Origin of the sequence: Gardnerella sp. DNF01205, from assembly GCF_049244135.1 — a bacterium.
GTDB lineage: Bacteria > Actinomycetota > Actinomycetes > Actinomycetales > Bifidobacteriaceae > Bifidobacterium > Bifidobacterium leopoldii.
The window spans coordinates 1,210,766-1,232,053 of sequence record NZ_CP058378.1; the positions used below are offsets into that span (position 1 = coordinate 1,210,766).

Annotated in this window: 15 protein-coding genes and 1 tRNA gene; 6 read left to right on the top strand and 10 right to left on the bottom strand. The window is 42.0% G+C overall.

Annotated features, from left to right (window positions below):
- Nucleotides 1-206 precede the first annotated feature (206 nt).
- The 5 genes from HXT47_RS05045 (at nucleotide 207) to HXT47_RS05065 (ending at nucleotide 6,410) form a co-directional block, all read left to right on the top strand.
- Nucleotides 207-1,586 carry an alpha/beta hydrolase gene (locus HXT47_RS05045; protein ID WP_004118926.1) on the top strand — a complete coding sequence of 460 codons (1,380 nt, stop codon included), beginning with the start codon at nucleotides 207-209 and terminating at the stop codon, nucleotides 1,584-1,586.
- A gap of 1 nt (nucleotide 1,587) precedes the next feature.
- Nucleotides 1,588-4,251, top strand: a complete 2,664-nt coding sequence (locus HXT47_RS05050) for a bifunctional lysylphosphatidylglycerol flippase/synthetase MprF (protein ID WP_421788950.1) — start codon at nucleotides 1,588-1,590, stop codon at nucleotides 4,249-4,251.
- Between the two features lie 113 nt (nucleotides 4,252-4,364).
- The gene (gene purE, locus HXT47_RS05055) at nucleotides 4,365-4,829 is read left to right on the top strand and encodes a 5-(carboxyamino)imidazole ribonucleotide mutase (RefSeq protein ID WP_217430206.1); all 465 of its coding nucleotides are present in this window, start codon (nucleotides 4,365-4,367) and stop codon (nucleotides 4,827-4,829) included.
- A complete protein-coding gene (gene purK / locus HXT47_RS05060; protein WP_004106000.1) occupies nucleotides 4,813-5,985 on the top strand; it encodes a 5-(carboxyamino)imidazole ribonucleotide synthase in 1,173 nt (390 codons plus the stop codon). The genes purE and purK overlap by 17 nt, the downstream gene beginning before the upstream one ends.
- Nucleotides 5,986-6,005: 20 nt before the next feature.
- A complete protein-coding gene (locus HXT47_RS05065) occupies nucleotides 6,006-6,410 on the top strand; it encodes a Fur family transcriptional regulator (RefSeq protein WP_004106002.1) in 405 nt (134 codons plus the stop codon).
- Between the two features lie 333 nt (nucleotides 6,411-6,743).
- Here HXT47_RS05065 and HXT47_RS05070 read toward each other — a convergent pair.
- Nucleotides 6,744-6,816: transfer RNA gene (locus HXT47_RS05070), tRNA-Arg, on the bottom strand.
- A 79-nt stretch (nucleotides 6,817-6,895) separates the two neighbouring features.
- Nucleotides 6,896-8,089: an SLC13 family permease gene (locus HXT47_RS05075; protein WP_032842435.1), complete on the bottom strand. Its 1,194-nt coding sequence runs from the start codon at nucleotides 8,087-8,089 to the stop codon at nucleotides 6,896-6,898.
- 312 nt (nucleotides 8,090-8,401) lie between these two features.
- Here HXT47_RS05075 and HXT47_RS05080 point away from each other — a divergent pair, with 312 nt between their 5' ends.
- Nucleotides 8,402-10,096, top strand: a complete 1,695-nt coding sequence (locus HXT47_RS05080) for an acetolactate synthase large subunit (RefSeq protein WP_032835521.1) — start codon at nucleotides 8,402-8,404, stop codon at nucleotides 10,094-10,096.
- A gap of 100 nt (nucleotides 10,097-10,196) precedes the next feature.
- On the opposite strand, the gene dnaG is transcribed toward HXT47_RS05080, so the two are convergent.
- The 8 genes from dnaG to HXT47_RS05120 all read right to left on the bottom strand — a co-directional run bounded on the left by dnaG (nucleotide 10,197) and on the right by HXT47_RS05120 (nucleotide 21,248).
- Complete coding sequence (dnaG, locus tag HXT47_RS05085; RefSeq protein ID WP_407645738.1) at nucleotides 10,197-12,338, bottom strand: DNA primase; 2,142 nt, start codon at nucleotides 12,336-12,338, stop codon at nucleotides 10,197-10,199.
- 181 nt (nucleotides 12,339-12,519) lie between these two features.
- On the bottom strand, nucleotides 12,520-13,158 hold the full coding sequence (locus HXT47_RS05090; protein ID WP_421788952.1) for a hypothetical protein: 639 nt from the start codon (nucleotides 13,156-13,158) through the stop codon (nucleotides 12,520-12,522).
- 392 nt (nucleotides 13,159-13,550) lie between these two features.
- A complete protein-coding gene (locus HXT47_RS05095; protein WP_032842446.1) occupies nucleotides 13,551-15,329 on the bottom strand; it encodes a PASTA domain-containing protein in 1,779 nt (592 codons plus the stop codon).
- A gap of 191 nt (nucleotides 15,330-15,520) precedes the next feature.
- On the bottom strand, nucleotides 15,521-17,263 hold the full coding sequence (locus tag HXT47_RS05100) for a PASTA domain-containing protein (protein WP_421788955.1): 1,743 nt from the start codon (nucleotides 17,261-17,263) through the stop codon (nucleotides 15,521-15,523).
- An 83-nt stretch (nucleotides 17,264-17,346) separates the two neighbouring features.
- Nucleotides 17,347-18,630 (bottom strand): deoxyguanosinetriphosphate triphosphohydrolase, encoded by a 1,284-nt coding sequence (locus tag HXT47_RS05105; RefSeq protein ID WP_004106024.1) that lies wholly within the window; start codon nucleotides 18,628-18,630, stop codon nucleotides 17,347-17,349.
- A 64-nt stretch (nucleotides 18,631-18,694) separates the two neighbouring features.
- Entirely contained in the window at nucleotides 18,695-20,074 is a 1,380-nt protein-coding gene (gene alr / locus HXT47_RS05110; protein WP_004118910.1) for an alanine racemase, read from the bottom strand.
- A gap of 86 nt (nucleotides 20,075-20,160) precedes the next feature.
- Nucleotides 20,161-20,700: a GNAT family N-acetyltransferase gene (locus HXT47_RS05115; protein WP_004119658.1), complete on the bottom strand. Its 540-nt coding sequence runs from the start codon at nucleotides 20,698-20,700 to the stop codon at nucleotides 20,161-20,163.
- 53 nt (nucleotides 20,701-20,753) lie between these two features.
- Entirely contained in the window at nucleotides 20,754-21,248 is a 495-nt protein-coding gene (locus HXT47_RS05120; RefSeq protein WP_004118906.1) for an S-ribosylhomocysteine lyase, read from the bottom strand.
- Nucleotides 21,249-21,288: the final 40 nt, after the last annotated feature.

Consider the following 21,288-nt stretch of genomic DNA (forward strand, 5'->3'; position numbering starts at 1 on the left):
ATTGCGATTTTAATACTTAGGACTGATTACAATATATGTTTCGATATTTATTATTTAAATAGAATAAATAATAAAAAATAAAACAAATATTGAGGAAAATTTCAGATACTAGCATTACATTACTAGGTTGGGCAATTACCGTGCGTATATGTCGCTTAGATTGGTAACTGGTACGCAAATTAGACTAGAAAGTATAGGAGTCAAACATGCTGCAATTGGCAAAAGTGAGTCTTTTGCAAGGATGGCTACCAATAAGCCTTTTTAGCGTAAATGGTATTTCTTTAGTCTTGTTACTTTTTATGAAAACAAAACGCGGCAAGAAAATGTTCCACTTACTAATACAGCTTGCAATAGGTGTCATAACATTTTTTGTCGGTGGAATAATTGCTTGGCTTATTTCTGACGTGTTTCTTGTATTCGGAGTAAGTCTTGGATGGCTCGTTATTTTTTCTATTGCATGCGGCTTCGGGCTTATAGGTTTTGCAGCAACAGCACTTGTTTTCTTACACAAATGGAGGAAACTAGTTGCAGTAATAGCTATTATCTTGACGTTAGCAAGCACAGCTCTTCATGTAGACATGATTTATGGGGAATACACGACAATAGGTTCAATATTTGGAATGGGCGGTTTTCCAAAACTAGAAGTTAATAAGCAAAAATCCGCATCCTCTAGTATTAAGCAGTGGAGAGAGTTAGCAGCCCAACAAAAACTGCCAAAACTTCCTAAAAAAGGTATTGTTCGTTCAGTTTATATCCCTAACACTGCTTCACATTTCAATGCTAGAATAGCGAATGTATACTTGCCACCTGCTGCACTTGTTAAAAAACCACCAAAACTGCCAGTTATGGTCATGTTCGCAGGACAACCTGGTAGCCCTAATCACTTTTTTGCAGCAAGCGATATTGCAAATACTTTAGACAATTACGCGAAAGATCACTACGGTCTTGCACCTATTGTTGTAGCTCCTGACCAAAATGGTGAATCTTCGCATAATTCTCTGTGTGCAGATACACATGTGTTCGGCAAAGCAGAAACATATTTAATTAATGATGTTCCTAAATGGATACGCAAACATTTGCCAGTAAGCAAAGATCCTAAAATGTGGCTTATGGGCGGCTTCTCGCAAGGAGGCACTTGCTCAACGCAACTAGTTCCATCCCACCCTGATATATTTGGAAACATTTTTTCTGCCGGAGGGGAACTAGAACCAACGTATAAGAATCGCCAAGAAACAATTAATCATTATTTCAATGGAAACACATCAGAATATGAACGACACGTACCTAGTGTGATAATGCGTAAAAATGCTCCTTTGAAACAAAATTATTACGCTATTGCAGGCTCATGGGATACTAAATCTCAAGCGAATCAGGCAACCATTGCACTAAGCGCACATCGCGCTGGAATGAATGTTATAACCATGCTTTCTCAAGGCAATGGTCATGATTGGCACACAGTAAAAGCTGGATTAAAAATAGCAATTGATCAATTCTGCAAAAAAACAGGTATTTCAAGCACTGCGCCAAAACTTAATACCTACCCAAATGTACAAATTCTTGTCAACCAGCAAGTGAATCGAGACTAATATGATGCTGTCTTTCTTTCATAAACGCTGTAAGAAAAATGATTCTGATTCTAAACATTCAGCAATTCGACATACAAAAATATTGATGCACGATTTCATAGCTTGGATGCAACATAAAGTTTTTACATTAACACTTACGTGCATTTTTATTGTTATAAATTGCATACATTGGGTTGTATTAACGCTTATGCATTTTTATACTTATGGCACAAGCGCTACTCCTGCACAATTGTTTATGCGGCATCATCGCTCAAAAGGTCCAAGCCTATTCTTCGGGCACGGAAACGTCACAGAGCTGCTGATAAAAGTATGTCATTCGCTTATTTTCGTAAATAATATGCCATCTCTTATGGTTAATTGTTTACTTGTTGCCGTACTTATTGGCGTTGCAGAAACTCGTATAAGTAGACTTAATATTATTTATATTGCAATATTTAGCACACTTGTTGGCATAATTGTAGGATTAACAATCATAGGTAATCTTTCAATCATTATTCGAAACATGCATTGGATTACCAAGATTCCTATTCGACTATCTCCATTCACACTGTTTATTGGCGCTTTTATGGCTTCTGCATCTTACGAATCTATTTTGTGGCGCAGAAGAACTTTAGTAATTGGATACGCTACTACTTCAGCAATGCTTCTTTATAGTGGAAATCCTGGCGATTATTGCACTATTATTGCAGCCCTTACAGGGCACATCATCGGCAATATTATGAGCAAAACAAAAGGCGTTAAACGAAGTGTAAACTGGTGGGAAGGTACAGATTACGAAATTCGCAGGCTTTTTGCAGTAGCTCAGAGCATTATTGCATTAGGTCCAGTGTTGGCATTATCTTCGCGCTCTCACGCAGGAATTCTTACTACTCTTGGTTTGTTTATGTCACCGCAACTAGGCTCTAAAACATGGCTTACGCGATGCATGACAAATTACAGTACAAATAATTGTTTTCTTCATTCAGGTCTACATCACGCTGCAATTGGCGGATTATGGATTCGCATTCTATTACCAAGCATCACACTGATGATTATTGCGTGGGGAATGTTACGAGGGCGTAGACTAGCCGCATTAACTTCTATATTTATAAACGCACTAACTGTGCTATATGCAGGAATGTATTTCACTGTTTTGCCTTTAATTGCCACAAAACAAAATATTTTGGAACATCAACATAATGCTGTTGCTGTTGCTTTTATGCTTACAGCTCTCCCACCATTATTGCTTACTATTTTGTTGATAATTAATTTAAAGCATTTTTCTGTTCATACGAGCAAACTACAGGCACGTTTGGGACTAATAGCGATTTTTATAGCATTGTACATAACTGGCGCTGGATATGTTGCTTTTGGTCTTATGATACCTGAAGAATTTACTCCATCTGCTGATGTTTACCACTTATTGCGAGATTTACCAGGGCGCTGGATGCCTATGGGATTTGGAAACAGATCTAACGCAATGCTTCGCACTGAAACACCTCTATCTTCTTTACTAGCACAAAGCGTGGGCGTGATATTCTGGGCAATATTGTTTATTGTCTGCTTTACGTGGTTCCGCAGCAGCATCTCTACAAGCGAAAACGATAGAAAAAAAGCAAGCTCATTAGTAGAACTTGGCGGAAACACAATGAGCTTTATGACGACTTGGGCAAATAACCATTATTGGTTCTCTCAAAGCGGGCAATCTGCAATCGCCTATAGACTAAATTACGGTATTGCACTCACTCTTACAGAGCCTTTTGGAGATGAAAAAGAATATTCGCAAGATATTCGAGGATTTATTAAATTATGCGAACAAAATTCGTGGTCTCCAGCATTCTATGCTGTGCACGATAAAACGCGTCAAGAACTAGAAAAACTTGGATTTACTTCTATTAAAGTCGGAACAGACATGCTAGTAGACCCTAATGCTTGGCAGACGCGAGGGAAAAAATGGCAAGATATTCGTACAGCTATAAACAAAGCAAAACGAGATGGAATTGCCGACGTACTTACAACTTATAACGAAGCCTCTTGGGACATACAGCAACAAATTGTAGAAATTTCAGAAGAATGGGCAGAGTTAAAAGCTCTTCCAGAAATGAAATTTACTCTCGGTGGACTTGACGAACTTCAGGATAACCGCGTCAAAATTTTATACGCTATTAATGAAGACGGCAGGGTACTTGGAGTAACTAGCTGGATGCCAACGTATAGGAATAATAGAATCATTGGTTGGACACTTGATTTTATGCGTCACCGCACAGATAGTCCTAATGGGATTATGGAATTATTAATTGCTAGAATGGCAGAACGTTTAAGAGATGAAGGATTAGAAAACCCAGACTGTTCTGTAGAATTTATGAGCCTTTCTGCAGCACCTCTAGCTGGCATAAACGAAGACACATTGAACGAAAATGGTCAAAAATCTTCTAACGTTATTAATCATGCGCTAGAAATGATGTCTGACATTTTGGAACCAGCTTATGGGTTCAAATCGCTATATTTCTTCAAGAAAAAATTCCAACCATCCGCAAGTTCCGTATATGTCTGCTACATGGATTCTGCAAAATTAGCTCAGATTTCACTAGCTGTGACTCACGCCTATTTACCGGAAGCTAATCCTAAACAAATACTAGAAATGGTAAAATCGTTGCGTCCAAAAAGTAGCGAAGCGAACAAATAATTTGTTAAGTTTTAGATAAACTTCGGCGAGTTCTCCCTAGTGTTGCGTAAAGTAACAAGTGCACGTCAGGGAGGTTCATCGTGTCAGAAGTAAAGCCAACCGTCGCTGTCGTAATGGGATCCTCAAGTGATTGGGAAACCATGCGTCATGCTTGTGAAATTCTAGATAAATTCCAAGTTCCGTATATGAAACGAGTTATTTCCGCACATCGTACACCAGAATTAATGGCAGATTTTGCGCATAATGCTCGCTCAAACGGTTTCAAAATTATTATTGCTGGAGCCGGCGGAGCTGCCCACTTGCCTGGCATGATTGCGGCACAAACCACGCTTCCTGTTATTGGAGTGCCAGTACGCTCGCATGCGCTATCAGGCTGGGATTCATTGCTTTCAATAGTACAAATGCCAGGAGGTATTCCTGTTGCAACTACTGCAGTTGGAAACTCTGGAGCAACAAATGCTGGATTGCTTGCTGTGAGCATTCTAAGCACAACTGATAATCGTCTTGCTAAAGAACTAGCAGAATATCGCAATGAACTAAAAGAAAAAGTCGAGGAATCAAATGCCAACCTTATCTGAAGTAACTAATGGCGCTGTTGAACGTTTAATGCCAGGATCCACTATTGGAATTATTGGTGGCGGCCAGTTAGGGCGCATGATGGCTATTGCAGCTCGCCATATGGGTTTTCGTATTGGTGTTCTTGATCCTACGCTTGACTGCCCTGTGTTCCAAGTAGCAGATTTGCAGGTTGAAGCTAATTACGACGATCCTGAAGGCTTGCGTGAGCTTGCTGAACGTTGCGATGTATTAACTTACGAATTTGAAAATGTTAACGCAGACGCACTTGATAAAGTTCGTCATTTAACCGCAATCCCACAAGGAACTGACCTGTTACGCGTAACTCAAGATCGCGTCAGTGAAAAAACGTTCATTAATAGTCATAAAATCGAAACAGCTCCGTGGCGTGAAGTAAATAATTTAGACGACTTAGATACTGCTATTGACGAAATAGGCTTGCCAGCAATTCTTAAAACTCGTCGCGGCGGCTACGACGGTCATGGCCAAGATGTTTTGCGTACAGAAGAAGACGTTGCTAACATTCACCATCGCTCGGATCGCGGAGGAAAATTCCCTCCTTCAATTCTCGAGGGTTTCGTTGATTTTGCTTTTGAAGCATCGATCCTGGTTTCTGGAAATGGTAAGGATTTCGTAACTTATCCTCTAGTAAAAAACGTGCATCACAATAGTATTTTGCACATGACTTTAGCTCCTGCAGTAGTTGATCCTGAAGTTGAAAAAACAGCTCACGAATTAGCTTTGCGCTTAGCTAAAGGATTCGAACTAGCAGGAACATTAGGAATTGAGCTTTTCATCACTAAAGATAATCGCGTAGTAGTAAACGAACTCGCTCCTCGCCCTCACAATTCCGGGCATTATACGATTGAAGCTTGCGATATGGATCAATTTGAAGCACATATTCGCGGTATTGTTGGTTGGCCTTTAAAGAAGCCTAAGCTACTTTCCCCTGCTGTTATGGTAAATGTTCTTGGACAACATGTGGCTCCTACGCGTTCGCTGATTTTGGAACATCCAGAATGGCATATACACGATTATGGAAAAGCTGAAGTTCGTAAGAATCGCAAAATGGGTCATATTACTGTGCTATGCGATAATCCTGTTGACGCCGCTGCCGCATTAGATGCAACAGGCTGCTGGGACGACGAACTAGACTAAAAACGACGAAAGGATGCGAAATGTCTAGTGAGCCTATGCGTAGACATACAAAACAAAAAGAAATAGTACTCTCCTACTTACGCGAGTCTCGTAATTTTGTTTCTGCACAAGATTTGCACAGAATACTCGCCAAAGACGGGGAGATTATTGGCTTAGCAACAGTGTATCGTCAACTTAATTCTTTAACTCAAAGCGGCGAAGTAGACACAGTGCGTTTTAACGGTCAGCAATTATTCCGCATTTGCGACGAGAATACGCACCACCATCATTTAGTTTGCGAACGTTGCGGAAAAACTGTTGATATTGAGCCGCCTGACGACGAAGGCTGGATTCATAAAGTAGCTGAATCTCACGGGTATACTGTGGTGGATCATACGCTAGAAGTATTCGGCTTATGCGAAAGCTGCCGCGAAGAAGATAAGTAACCTGCACGCGTCTTATTGACGCGTGCAGACCTCACTTGCGTGCAAAGCACACCGTGCTTTGCACCCCGAGCAAGCTCGGCACTATGAAATCTTGAAATGCACTATGCGATTTCAAGATTTCATAGTGAACACGACTCACACAAAACTTACTCGTCCACACCTACGAATTCAGGAGAATTTCCTGCAAATATTACATACTAATCTGTTCTGCCTTCGTCTTTACTGACGAAGGCAGACCTCGCTTGCGTTGAAAGCACACCGTGCTTTCAACCTTGAGCAAGCTCGGCACTTTTAAAAAGCCCGAAATTCTTATAATTTCGGGCTTCGTAAAAGTGCCCCCGACGCGACTCGAACGCGCAACCAACGGATTAGAAGGCCGTTGCTCTATCCTTTGAGCTACAGAGGCAAACAAATGGTTATTATACCAAAAAACTACTATCAACGCGCCATAAAATTATAAATATCAAACGTTTATATAAAAATTGTTATTCAATAATCCACGCAAGTGACATCAACACTGCAAGGAAGAACACATTGACAATAGTATACGTGAGCAAATAACGCCCACGGTAATGCGAATACTGGTGTGTAATTCCCTTATAAGAAATAAGCGAAGCCATAGAAGCAATCAAAGTACCCATTCCACCAAGATTCGTGCCAATAATAAGAAGCTTCCACTGATCACAGAATCCAGAAAGCAGAATCGTCGTCGGCACGTTGCTAATAAATTGGCTTGAAGCAATAGAAACTTCCATCGGATGCGTACCAACCCACATTTGCGCAAGATCGCTAAATCCAGAAACTCGACGCATATTGCCAATAAAAACAAAGAACATAATAAACGTAAGTGGCAAAGCCCAATCTAAAACACGGAATACGTGGCGGTCGCAAACAAGGAAAGCTGCAACCATAATGAGCACCATAATCCAGTCAGGAATCCATCCACTAACACCACACAAACAAACAACAAACAGCAAACTATAAACAGTAACACGCCAGCGAGTAAAACTCATGCCGTAACCCATAACACGAATTTCATCAGGCTGCGGATGACCATGTGAAGGGGCCAACACGCTTTGCTCAATATCGTCACCATGCAAACCTGCAAACTGGTCAACTGTGCGCGACTTAAAGAATACGAATGCAAATACAATCATCAACAGTGCTGCTGTAATCGTATAAGGCGCCATAATCTTCAAAAAATCTTGCGTAGACATATGAGTCAACGCCTTTAAATACAGATTGTGAGCATTGCCAATAGGAGTGAGCATACTTCCAACATTGGCACCAATAGTCATAAGCGTAATTACAAGAATTGACTGCTTTTCAGCATTCGCCATTACGAGCACAGATAGTGCAAAAGGCACAAAAGTTACGAGAGCAACGTCGTTCGTAATCCACATTGCCGAAAAGAATGTTAACGACATAAGCACGAGCACCAAGCCGCGCTCAGTGCGCACATGCCTTAGCAAACGCGCACCAATAGATCGAAACACACCAATGCGCTGGAATCCGCACACAACCATCATAAGGCACACTAATTGCGAAATAGTGTTGAGATGAATATAACTCAAATATTGCGGATCTGGAGGTACCAAAAAACAGGAAATAACTGCCAAAATTGCGGCAACAATAAGAATGGTTTCACACTTGACCACATTCAACAGCCAGCGCTTCATCATTCCTCCGTAACGCAATAGACATAATGACTCTATTATACTAGAAACCCAGTCCCACAATCGGGTTAAATTCCCGACAAAATCGTTGCAATAACAATAAATTAGCAACTATTAATAGCGTGATTTAGCCTAAAGTAGCTAACATAAAATTCCGCCCTTTTTTATGACACGCGCATCGCAAAAATTGCGTTTAAAGACAAGATTGCGTATATCATATTAAAACAAAGAATTTGTTGTCTACACAAGAAGCGAATTATGGCAGAAATAAACAAAACAGAAGATCAAAAGCTTGAACAAAAACTTGCTCGTCAAATGCATCTTCGTGAAAACCACAAGCGCAATACTGCAGATTTAGTTGTTGAATGCTTGGTAAACGAAGGAGTTGAAGTAGTATTCGGTATTCCAGGTGAGGAAAATATTCCGCTTCTTGAAGCAATTGAGCGCGATGGACGAATTCGTTTTGTGCTTACTCGCCACGAGCAGGGCGCTGGTTTTATGGCAGCGACATACGCTCATATTACTGGAAAACCAGGCGTATGCTTGGCAACTCTAGGTCCTGGCGCATTGAATTTAACACTTCCTGTAGCTCAAGCAAACGCAAGCACCACACCGCTTGTAGCAATTTGCGCACAAGGTAACGTTTCTAGGCTTTATAAGGAATCTCACCAAATTATTGATTTGGTTGCACTCTTCCAGCCAATTACGCAATGGTCTTCTATGATGCTTGCTCCAGAATCTGCGCCAGAAATGGTTCGAAAAGCTTTCTCAATTGCCGGTCGCAACCGTCCGGGAGCCACATGCCTTGTTATTCCGGAAGATATCAGCGAAATGCCAGCACCTGACAACGCAAAGCCTCTTCCACTTCCACATCCGCTGCATATTATGCCAGCGCCAGACACTATTGAAGAAGCTGCGAAAATTATTAGTCAAGCAAAGCAACCTATTATTTTGGCTGGAAACGGCGTTGCGCGCTCTCACGCTGAGGATCAGCTTCTTGCGTTTGCTGAGCAGCTTAATGTGCCAGTTGCAACTACTTTCGAAGGTAAGGGCGTTTTCCCAGATAATCATCCGAATGCACTTGGCGTAGTCGGCTTCATGCATCGCGATTACGAGAACTTCGCGTTTGACACTGCTGATTTGATTATTGCTGTCGGCTTCTCAATTCAGCAGTTCGACCCGAAGAAAATCAACCCAAATATTGATAAAACTATTATTCACATCAATACTTTTGTGGAAGATACCGACGCACACTACCCTACTGCGCTGAATATTATGGCGAATATTGGCCAAACGCTTAAAACTCTTACAGAAGTATTAAAGACACGAAACATTACTTTTGACGTAAGTCACCCACGTATTCGACAACTACTTACGGAAGAATTACATTCTTGCGAAAACGACGAAAGCATGCCAATGAAACCACAGCGCGTAGTTTACGATATTCGCCGCGCTGTTCCTGAAGGCACGAAGGTTCTTGTAGATACAGGCGCTCTTAAAATGTGGATGGCACGATTGTACCCAACTATGCACCCGAATACTTGCATAATCGACAACAGTCTTTCAACTATGGCTTGGACGCTTCCAGGTGCTGTTGGAGCTTCGTTTATTCGCGATAATTCCGGCAAAATTAACACGAAACCGGTTTTGGCTGTGATGGGCGACGGAAGCTTTATGATGAACGTGCAGGAAATTGAAACTGCAGTGCGCGTTGGCAGCCGAATGGTAGTTCTTGTTTGGGAAGATAACGCGTACGGCTTAATCAAGTGGAAGATGGAGCTTCATGCAGGCGAGCACGAGTACGTTGATTTCCATAATCCGGACGTGCCAAAACTAGCTGAAAGCTTTGGCGCGCGCGGTCATGCTGTTAAAAAACCGGAGGATTTGTACAACATGCTTCGTGAAGCGCTGGATCAGGAAAGCGGCGTCGACGTGATTTCTTGCCCAGTTGACTACAGTGAGAATATGAAGCTTATTGAAAAGCTCGGCGATATTGACTTTAGTAACTGAGTTTCAATAAATTTTTGCAGACAAAAGGCTACGTAATCACGCTAGATTATGTGGTCTTTTGTTTGTTAGTACAGTTTTGTACAAAAGATTGCATGAAAGGCTACATGATTTGCGATTGCAAGTTTTTACGAGCAGCTTCCATTGAAGTAATTTTTCCTAGAAGCTCAAGCTTTTCCTGACCATCCTTGAGTTTCGCCATACGCACTCTAGCAGCACCGATTCTACGCATATAGCCGATATCAAGAAGGCGAATAAGCAGCTCGTTTGCATACTTACTTTCTGCACTCGTAGCTTTCCGCAAAAGATCTGAAGGAGATCCGTTTGAAACTTGCTGATTCTGTCGATTGCCGGTATCTTCCAATGTATCTGCAGGAGAAGGAAGCGGCAACGGCATTACAGAAAGTTCTGTAATAACGGATTCAAGCAAAGGACCTGCAGCTTTTGTCATCATATGCAGCCACAATCCTTGCGAAACATTGCCAACCGGCAATCCACCTGCAGCTACAAATGCTTGAAACAGCGTACGAAATACTGGTGTAATAAAATTATTCAAAGTCAATTGCGCAAACAATTTCTCATCAAAAGCAAGCGGAACTTGCAAAAGTAATGCCATAAATTGTTGTTCGCACATAAATACAGCATCATCCACACGATAATAATGCTGATTTTTAGCAGAACTTTTAATAATTTCCATGCGCGAAGCTTTAAAACCTGCATTACGATCGTCATTAATTTGCTGACCAAAAGTTGGAATAACGTTATGCTTTTGCGCATAAGCATCGTCGTCACGCACTTTCAAACGTCTACGTGCAGACTCAACTTCATTGCGCATAACAGCTAAATCAACGCCAATTGAACGCACGGCTTTGCGCATATACAAGTCAAGCAGCGAACGGTCTCGAATTTGCGCAATAAGAGGAGCGACAGCCTTTATAGCGCCCATTTGACCAGTAGTGTACGAAGTCTCAAAACGATTAATTACTGTGTCAATAACGAAATCGTATAGCGGACTTGCATGTGCAACAAGCGAACGCACAGCCTCATCACCGCGCTGAATACGCAAATCGCAAGGATCGAGATTATTGTCTGCTACAGCAACAAAAGTTTGCGTCAAAAACGCAGAATCCAAACCAAAAGCGTGTAGCGCAGCCTTTTGACCTGCAGCATCACCGTCGAAAGTAAAAACGATGCGCGAACTTACAGACTGTCCATCCACCTTCAGTGGGCCAACAAGCTGAATTGCCCCCAAAGAATCGTCTGCAATAAGGCGGCGCACAATTTTTGCATGCTCAACGCCAAACGCAGTTCCGCAAGTTGCAACAGCAGTATCAATACCAGCCAAATGACATGCCATTACATCTGTGTAGCCCTCTACAATTACAACTTGACGCTTTTTTACAATATTTGCCTTAGCTAAGTCAATTCCGTACAGAACTTGCGTTTTTCGATACAGTGCAGTATCGGGAGTGTTAATATATTTCGCGCTAATAGAATCGTCATCATAAAGCTTTCTTGCACCAAAGCCAAGAGTTCGACCAGTCGAGTCGCGAATAGGCCAAGTTAAGCGGCCACGGAAATAATCATATATTCCGCGCTGACCGAGTCTAGCGAGACCAGCGTCGAGAAGCTCTTGACGCGTAAAACCTTTATTCGCTAAGTATCTAACTAAATTATCCCAGCCTTTAGGCGCGTAACCGCAAGAAAAACGCGCACTTTGTTGCGGAGTAAAGTTTCGCCCTGCAAGTAATTCGCGCGCAGGAGCTGCCTCTTGAGTGCCGAGATTTGAAACGAAAAACTTTTGCGCTTCTTCATTTGCTTCTAAAAGCCTGGCTCGCTTAGAACCGCGCGATTGAGAATCACTATTTTGCTCCTGCTTATAATGCATCTCAATGTGGTAACGATCTGCTAAAAACTCGACCGCTTCACGAAAATCAATATTCTCTTTTTGCTCAACGTACTTAAATACGTCGCCGCCAGCGCCGCAACCAAAACAATGCCACACTCCCAAGCTTGGTCGCACACTAAAACTTGGCGTTTTTTCATCGTGGAATGGGCAAAGACCTACAAAAGTGCCAGTTCCGGAAGGCTTAAGCGTCACTGTTGCAGACACAATGTCATACAAATCTGCCGCAGCGCGCACGCGCTCAATGTCTTCTTTCACAATCATTCCAACCATGCTATCTAGCTTATCGCAAATCTGCGGCGAGTGGTATTGCGCATATAATTTTAGTGTTTCAGCCACTTTTCACCGTTTTTCCAAAGCATAATACAAAAATAGGCGATGCGAACACAGGATATACTGCGTTACGCACCGCCTTAAAATCAATTACTTGATTACAACAGATACAAATGCAATTTATAAATGCAATTTATAAGCATTAATACCTAAAAATAACTAGAGAAAAGATTAGCGAATAAACTATTTAGTGACGACTCTTGCAAAGAACAGCACCAATACCGGCAAGCATGGAAGCAGTGACAGCAGCCAAAACTACAGAAGAACCAGTATTAGGAAGTTTAGCAGTCTTATTGCTATCAATCTTATTGCTATCAGTCTTATTGTTATCAGCTTTACTATTATCGACACGATGCGGAATAGAAGTATCTACAGATTGAGTGTCAGCCGATTCAGAATTTTTTTGAGAATGTCCGAAGTAATCAATAGCAGCTACAAACCTATTGAGCGCGCCATCAAACTTTGGATGGTGCAAACTAAGATAATAAGATTCAGCTTCATCTGCCTTATTCTGAGCTGCGGCTTTTTCTTCTTCTGTAGAAGCGTTATCAACTTCATCTAAAGCTGCAACCCACTTAGCCTTAGCTTCGCAAATCTCATGATTTACTTCCAACAATGCTTTAGCTTCGGCGTACCCCTTAGCATTCGTATCGCCTGCGGAAACGATTTCATTTGCGCGAGACAATACTTCCAAAATCAAATTATCAACATCTTCTTCTTGACTATCATTGGAATAATCATCAGCCATCGCTGGAGTAGAAAAAGCTAATCCGGATAGCAAAGTTGCAGCAGCAGCGAATACTGCGATAGCTTTCTTGTTTAACATAATTTTCCTTTCTTCTTCCTTCTCACGTACAGCGTGCGAAGAATTTTGCACTAAAATATGTTAGTGTAACTTTGGGTCAAACATGTGACCTATATCACAAAATACCCCCCCCTAGAAAATGAATGAAGTAGAAGGAAAAATAGAACAAAGCTATATAATTTTCAGGCTAAATTAATGACAGCAAATTTGCGAGAATTCACCATATAACTGATGCAAAACCGTCGAAAACACATAATCACTTGGTGAAATAAACAAAACGAGACGAAACTGTCGAAAACACCAAATCAACGATAATATCGACAAAATACGCTACGAAATCAGCGGAAGACGCACAAATCGCAAATAGTTGCGCAAGCCGCATCTTCCGCAATCTTTCGTAATCTTTTGCTACTTTACAATTCCCGATCTTTAATGAAACCAGTAAAATCAAACGGCTTCTCAACTAGGTAGTAAACGTTTGAATCATCCGGAGCTGGAGCAAAAGGTATTGCTTTATGTTTAGAAGTTGGAACAAAAGGATTGTCTCTCATATCACCATCTTTTGAAGCAACTGTTATCTCTGATTTACTGTAATATTTAGGATCTCTGCGCAAAATAAACGGACGATCCATATCCGGTTTAGTCTTGCCTTTGCCTTTAAAGAATCCGCTTGCTTCTAGTTCGTCGAGCTTTGCACTAACCGGAACAAGCACAAAATACGCGCGCATCTTATACGTTATACCCTTATTTACTCCCGGCACATCAATAAAGTTATTGCTAGAATAATCTGGATAATTGCTATCTAAATCTTGGTAATCTTGGAATTGTCCGTTAACACACAACCCCGAATGCACATTGTATACCTTATTGCCACAATAAGGATCTCCACCATCGCGAAATATTTCAGTCATGCCAGAATCACCAAAAATCAATGTATTGTGCAAAGGAAGAGAATTCTTATCTTCATCACTATCATCAGTATCAATTGCATCACCCAATAATTGCTGTGTATACTGCCACATTCCGAAACTGTGTGCATAATCTTTATTATTTTCATCATCTACTAAATCATCCATAGCATGAGTGCCACGAAGAAGCACTCTAGTATTCTCGCCTATTTCTGTATCATAATTTGTAGGTTCAAACTCTAAGCAATCTCCAGATTTAGTGCACCATTTTCCAACAAATGGAACTAATGTAGAAACTACAGTTGCTTGATTACTTTCACCATATCCACGCTTGCTAGTAAACATTTTCTTAGTTTCAGAAGCATCAGCGCCATAGTAAAGCGTTATGTCGGTATCTCCCCTATGTGATTGCCCTAATCCAAGATTAGACCCAACAATTTTGCCTAAGTGTTTTCGGGATGAATATTTTGGTACAAGTCTAACTTTGAATCCTTCATCAGACATCATTTTGTACGCTTCGTCTTTATCTTTATCGAATAATTCAACAGGAACAGACCTGCCGCTATCAGGATATTTATCTTCTTCTCCAACGCCTATGAAGATTTCTTTATTTTCATCTAAAGGCTCGCCTGGCATTGGGTTAGTTGCAGCAATTTTTCCAGGATGAAGTGAGGCTACTTTGTAAACTTTTACTGGAACTCCCATTGATTTTAATAGAGGCGCTGCTTCTTCAACAGTTTTTCCAATCACTCCCTTTTCCGGAATTCCAGGACCTTTGGATTCAACGACCGTTACAACGTGATTTCCGTGAATAACTTGCCCAGGTTTTACGTTTTGATACCGAGCAAAATTACCTGGTTTACTTCCTCCGAAATCTTTTACTAAGTGAGTTTCAACACCTTTTTCTTGCAGTTCGCGTACAACATCTTGCGCAGATTGTGAAGTTTTTGCTTTAGGTACGACTATGCGTTCAGATGGCGCTGCTTTACGAAAATGCGGAAAAGTAAAGAAGAAGACTGCCGCCGCAATAATTGCAACCGCTGCTATAACGCATGCGCTTATAATAATTAGTTTGCGATTTTTTATAAGCGGAGTTGCATATTCAGGCTGAGCTATTTGAATTCCAGGCTGCATCACTTCCGTAGGCTGCTCTACTCCAGTAGGCTGCATCACTTCCGTAGGCTGAGATTGTTCAACGTTATTCCCGTATGAAACAGAAGCACCACAGTTACCACAGAATTTTTCTCCAGGAATAATATTATTCCCGCAATTTGCACAAAACATCGTAGCCTTCTCTCGTGCGCGCAACAATCTCATCTACAGAAAAATCTAATTTCTATACTACAGCTACTTGCGCAATTTTTTAATGCGACAACAAACGCCGTGAATATTCACAGCAAATGTTTCCACATAACGCCGAAACGGCAACAAACGCCGGGAAAATAACACGGCAAATGTGGTTAGACGCGGCCAAATCACAGTGATTCGCCAGGAATTGCACTCCAGTCGAAAGGTTCTTCCACAAGATAGTACGCGTTTGAATCGTCCGCAGCTGGAGCGAACGGAACCGCGCGACTACGCTCCGTAGGTACAAAAGGATTAACCCAATCGCTTCCTGCTTTCTGGTCCATGCGCGTTTCTTTGTATAGCTTAGGATTTCTGCGCAAAATAAACGGTCGTGTCAAATCAGGCTTATTCTCAACTTTTCCAACGAAATATCCGCTATTTACAAGCTTATCGAATTTCGCACCAACAGGCACAACTACCATAAAATCTCGCATTGTATAGTAGAAACCAACACCATTGCCTGGATCATCTTGAATACGGTGATATTCGTCTGGATCGTTATCTGGATACTGAACGTATTTTCCATTCAGGCATGCGAATCCAGCACCCATAATAAAAGTATCCTCACCGCCGCATTCTATAACTCCTCCACCAGAATACAGTTCAACAGCACCAGTATCACCAGAAATAAGGTGATTTCTCATCATTGAACTATTTGGAAGATTCTTATCAAATACAGCGTAATCCGTAGGATCTTGGCCCGTTGAATTTAGTGTAAGAACACCTTTCATATTTATATAATCTTTGTGGTCTTTATCAGGTATTCTACCGTTTTTATCAGCAATATCTGCCGGTATAAGTTCCGTAATGTCCTTCTCTTCCGTGTCTAATTCGGAAACTCCACTCATAAAACGCGGAATAAGATTTATGCAATCGCCACTCTTCGTGCACCACTTGCCAACAAAAGAGCCTGCTCGAGTTACAAGATAAGCCGTTTCGTCTCCGAAAGTCATCGGCTCAGTCACCACATCCTTAGCTTTGGACGCGTCAACACCATAGTAAAGCGTTACGGCTTTAGGATTGCCTTTAGTGCCCAAAGCTGGGTAGGCGCCAACGATTTTGCCAAAATACTTTGCAGACGAGAACTTCGGGCGAAGATCCACGCTGAAAGGCTTAGAAGATAGCATGTCCTTGGCTTTGTCTTTATCTAATCCAAACACGTCAACTGGCACGCCATCGCACTTTTCGCCAACCGCAATATTTATTACGCCGTCTTTGCCAACAGCATTTCCAGGCATAGGGCTAGACGCAACAATCTTACCGTCTGCAGTATCGGTGGAAGGAACGTGATGCAGTTTTACTGGAACGCCCATTGACTTCACAATTTTCTTAGCATTGTCCAGACTTGCGCCAACAACGCCTTTTGCAGGAACACCCGGGCCTTTAGATCTTAGAATTTTTACAACTGTTTTAGTTGACACTTTAGAACCCGGCTTAACGTTTGCGTATCGAAGGAAGTTGCCCTTCTTTTCGGCGCCAAACTCGTCTATAACTTTCGTGCGGAAACCGTTATTTTCCAGGGTTTTTGCAATATTATCCGCATTGTCTCCAGCTTTTGCTTTAGGAATTTCAGCGTAGGCTTTTGCACTGGTTAAGTTTGCGATTGAATTAGGATTTTTTACGCAATATAGAACAGTGCCTGTAATTACAAGCGCGATTGCAAGAATAATGCTCGTAATCATAATTATGAGTTGCTTGCGATTATGAAGAGGGTCGAATTTGAAGGAATTATGAGATTGCGACGAGCTTGATAAGTTGGACGAGTTTAATGAGCTGTATGAATCAGCTACATCGCTTTCAACAACAGCTCCACAAAAACTGCAGAACTTGTTACCTTCATCAATCTTATTTCCGCAATTTGCACAAAACATTCTCAACCTTCTTCGCACACTTTAGTCTTTACAACAAATCTACACTCACAGCTCACCCAGAACAAAGCACTTAGCAAAAGCACCTAGCACAAAGCCGCGTGAAGAGTTGTAGCAGAACCGTCTGTAAGACTTGCCACCTGGTCGATTGCAACACGAAGACGCTCATCATCGTTAGTGCACTCGTTCCAATCTCCCACGAATACTTCCTCCATTGCATCGTGCGAGCGCGGCGACTTGCTCATAAATACTTCTACTAAATCTGTCAAAATTTTCTGTTCGCGCTTATAAACTTCACGCTCGCGAGGAGCGATTATAAAGTGCACAGCTAAGCTTTTCAGCATCACAATTTCGTAGGAAGTATTTTCCGGAATCACAAGGTTTGCGCGGTAGCGAACAAGCGGACCGTTGCCATAACGCTCACGCGTAGCGTGCTCAACAGAGCTTGCAAAACGACCAATAAGAGCACTAGTAATATTTTTCAACTGCGCTAGCGCTCGACGAGAACCGTCGAAAGAATTAGGAAACATGTGAAGCGAACGCAAACGTTTCAAAGCATCCAAAAGTTTATCTACATCCCAACGTTCACCATACCATGCATGGGTTTCTTCAATAACTTCATCTACAACTTTTGAATCCGCAACTAAAGCAGGGTTAAAAGCGCCAGTTACAATCGCATCCTCAATATCGTGCACACTGTAAGCAATGTCGTCTGAAAGATCCATTATTTGACATTCCATTGGTTTTGCTTCGCGTGGAGCACCAATTTTCAGCCATTCAAACACATCTCGATCATCCGGATACACACAGAATTTCAAATCACGCTCGCCTTTATCGTGCGCTTTTGCTTCTTCTAATCCCCACGGATACTTCACTGCAGCATCTAATGCTGCGCGCGTAAGATTTACTCCTGCACTTCTACCGTTTTCGCGAAAAACTTTCGGTTCTAAGCGCGTAAGTAAGCGAAGAGTTTGTGCGTTTCCTTCAAATCCACCAATATTTTTCGCTAATTCTGCGAGCGCGCGTTCTCCGTTATGGCCAAATGGTGGGTGCCCTAAGTCGTGCGATAAGCAAGCGCAATCAACAACATCCGGATCGCATCCAAGCATTGCTGCAATTTGCCTACCAATTTGCGCAACTTCCAAAGTATGTGTCAAGCGAGTTCGAGCAAAATCATCCGAACCCGCAACTAAAACCTGGCTTTTTGCACCCAATCGACGTAGCGCAGATGAGTGTATGATTCGCGCACGATCTCGTTCAAAAGGCGTTCTCACACGAGTGTGATGAGGCTCACTCGCCCAGCGCTCAGTATCATGCAAATCGTATTCGCCAACGATCTCATTATCCGATGCAATTACTTCGTTGCACATACAGCACCTCTTTTATTTGCAATTAAGGCTAATTTAACCTTCTAAAAAACCAAGCAGCAACAAGCTATATAAGACTTTTTGCGTCCAATTTTGCAATATCGCTAGAAGATAGCACTTCGTAAGCATTGCGGTAAAGCCGCGGCACGCGAGGTCCGATTCCAGTCATGATTTCGTAGCTGATTGTTCCTGCAGCTTCTGCCCAATCGTCGGCAGTAGGCTCAGCAAATTCCACACCTCTTCCAGGACCAAAAAGCGTTACAGTATCGCCTTCTCGGACGCCTAACTCTGCAGCATCGCCTTTTAAATCAACTATGAACTGATCCATGCAAACTCGCCCTGAAACATTCAAAATTCGCGCACCTTTATTGGTTTCTACTCTAACCGGTCCGCCCTGCTTATCAACATGACGCGCACCTTGCATATCAAATCCGGAAGCAGATCGCAAAATTCCGTCAGCGTAACCAAGCGGCACAATAGCAGTACTCGTATTATTTGGAGTTAAATACGTGCGCCCGTAGGAAATTCCATGCCCTTCTTCTACAGCTTTTACAGTGCCAAGTTGCGCTTGAAGCGTCATAGCTGGTTGCAATCCATAAGTTTGAGAATCCCCCATTGCAGGATCCGGCTCGTATCCATACAAACCAATTCCTGGTCTAACAAGCTCAAAACGAATTTCTGGACGATTAAGCGTTGCAGCAGTATTCGCTAAATGGCGGATTTTAGGTGCCACAGATGCTTCTTTCATGCGATTTGTAAACTCGTGGAATTGTTGGATTTGCCGGTCGGTTGCATCTACAAATTCTGGAACATCAGGAGAATCTGCCACAGCTAAGTGACTCCATTGGCCAATAACCTCAATTACGCCTTCACTAGAGTATTGTTGCAATTTTTCTAGAGCGGCACTAAAACCTTCTGGCGTAAAACCGTTTCGTCCAAAACCAGTATCGACTTTTACGTGCACGCGAGCAGGTTTACCTAACTTTCGTGCAGCAAAAGCTACAGCATCAAGAGAGTCAACAGAGCCTACTGAAATATCGATATCTGCTGTAATCAGATCTGCAAATCTCGTAGTTGGAGCGCTAGTAAGCCAAGTGAGAATATGGCAACGGCTAGAATCAATACCAGCTGCACGCAAACGCAACGCTTCGTACGGTTGAGCTGTGCCAAGCCAAGTAGCACCTCCAGCCAAAGCCGCGAGCGCACTAGGAACAAGCCCGTGACCGTATCCGTCTGCTTTTACGACTCCCATAACTTCCGGCGCATTCTGACTAGGCTGCAAATCTTGCGAAACGCGCGCAACCAAAGTGCGCATATTGTCTCGAAGCGCCTTCAAATCGACGATTACTTGCCCAGGGTATACGCTTAACGCGCGAGCATAGTTTGCTTCTAACATTGCCGCATTACGTGCACTATTACTTGCCGCATTACTTAAATCTGTACTCATAACTCACCTAACTGATTTAGTATGCTTTTAATGCTACATGCTCTTTTGCATACTCTCCATAAGCTTTTTAAGAACACATGCGCATTTCATATGACATGATTAAGTGTTTGCACCCATTGGTATGCAATACGTACTGCACTGTGCGCACGATCTGGAATAACGACCAATCCACAACGACTAAACCCTGCACGCGTAATTACTTTTTGCATAATCACGTTATCTGGATGCGTATCAATGCGTACATTATTATAGTTTTGCTGCACCCAATGCAAGCACGCTGTTGCCATTTTTGGTTTTATTCCCGAAGATGCTAAGCGGTGAATTGTTACATAAGAGGAAATATCATCAAGCCATGCACCGTCAATACTGGCATACACTTCATCAACACCTTCGCATAATGCGAATTGCGCTAAAATACGCTCGTTATGCGATTCTGGATCCTCGTCAACAATCAAATAGAAACGTTTTAAACGAATATCCTCAATAACACTTGAAACAAGTGGAAAACTATTCCCCCACTGATGAGGATTGCCTGTAACACGCATAAATTTGCGAGCATTTTCATAAATATGCTCAATATTTCGCAAGTCACCAAGAGTTGCTTTTCTCAATGTTATATCTTCCATGCCAACCTCTAAAAGAAACCAAATAAAATCACGCAAAATTAGCTAATTATTACTTACACAAGTTTGCGCTCAAAAGGATCCGAACTAATTCCCTTCGCTAGAATATCTTTACACCATTGACTAGCACCAAATAAACTGTGGTCTCTATAGTTGCCGCAAGATTCAATAGTTGTTGCAGGAACATCATCCCAGGTGGCATTAAACGCAATAAACTCAAGAGATTCCTTTAAAGCGCGCGCCACATCTTCTGTGCTGTGTTCGCCCCAAGTTAGCAGATGAAAACCAGTTCTGCAGCCAAAAGGCGAGCAATCAATATAGCCATCAATACGCTCACGAAGTAACACTGCAATCATATGCTCAATTGTATGCAAAGCTGCAGTAGGAATCGCTTCCTCATTAGGCTGCGTTAAACGAATATCATAGTTGGAAATAACATCCCCATTAGGACCTTTTTGCGTATTGATATAGCGCACATAAGGTGCTTTTACTTTAGTATGATCTAGTTCAAAACTTTCTGGTCTAGGTCTAGACGCATCCTGCTTATTCATAAGTATTCCCTTCACTTAACTACACAATAAACAACGTACT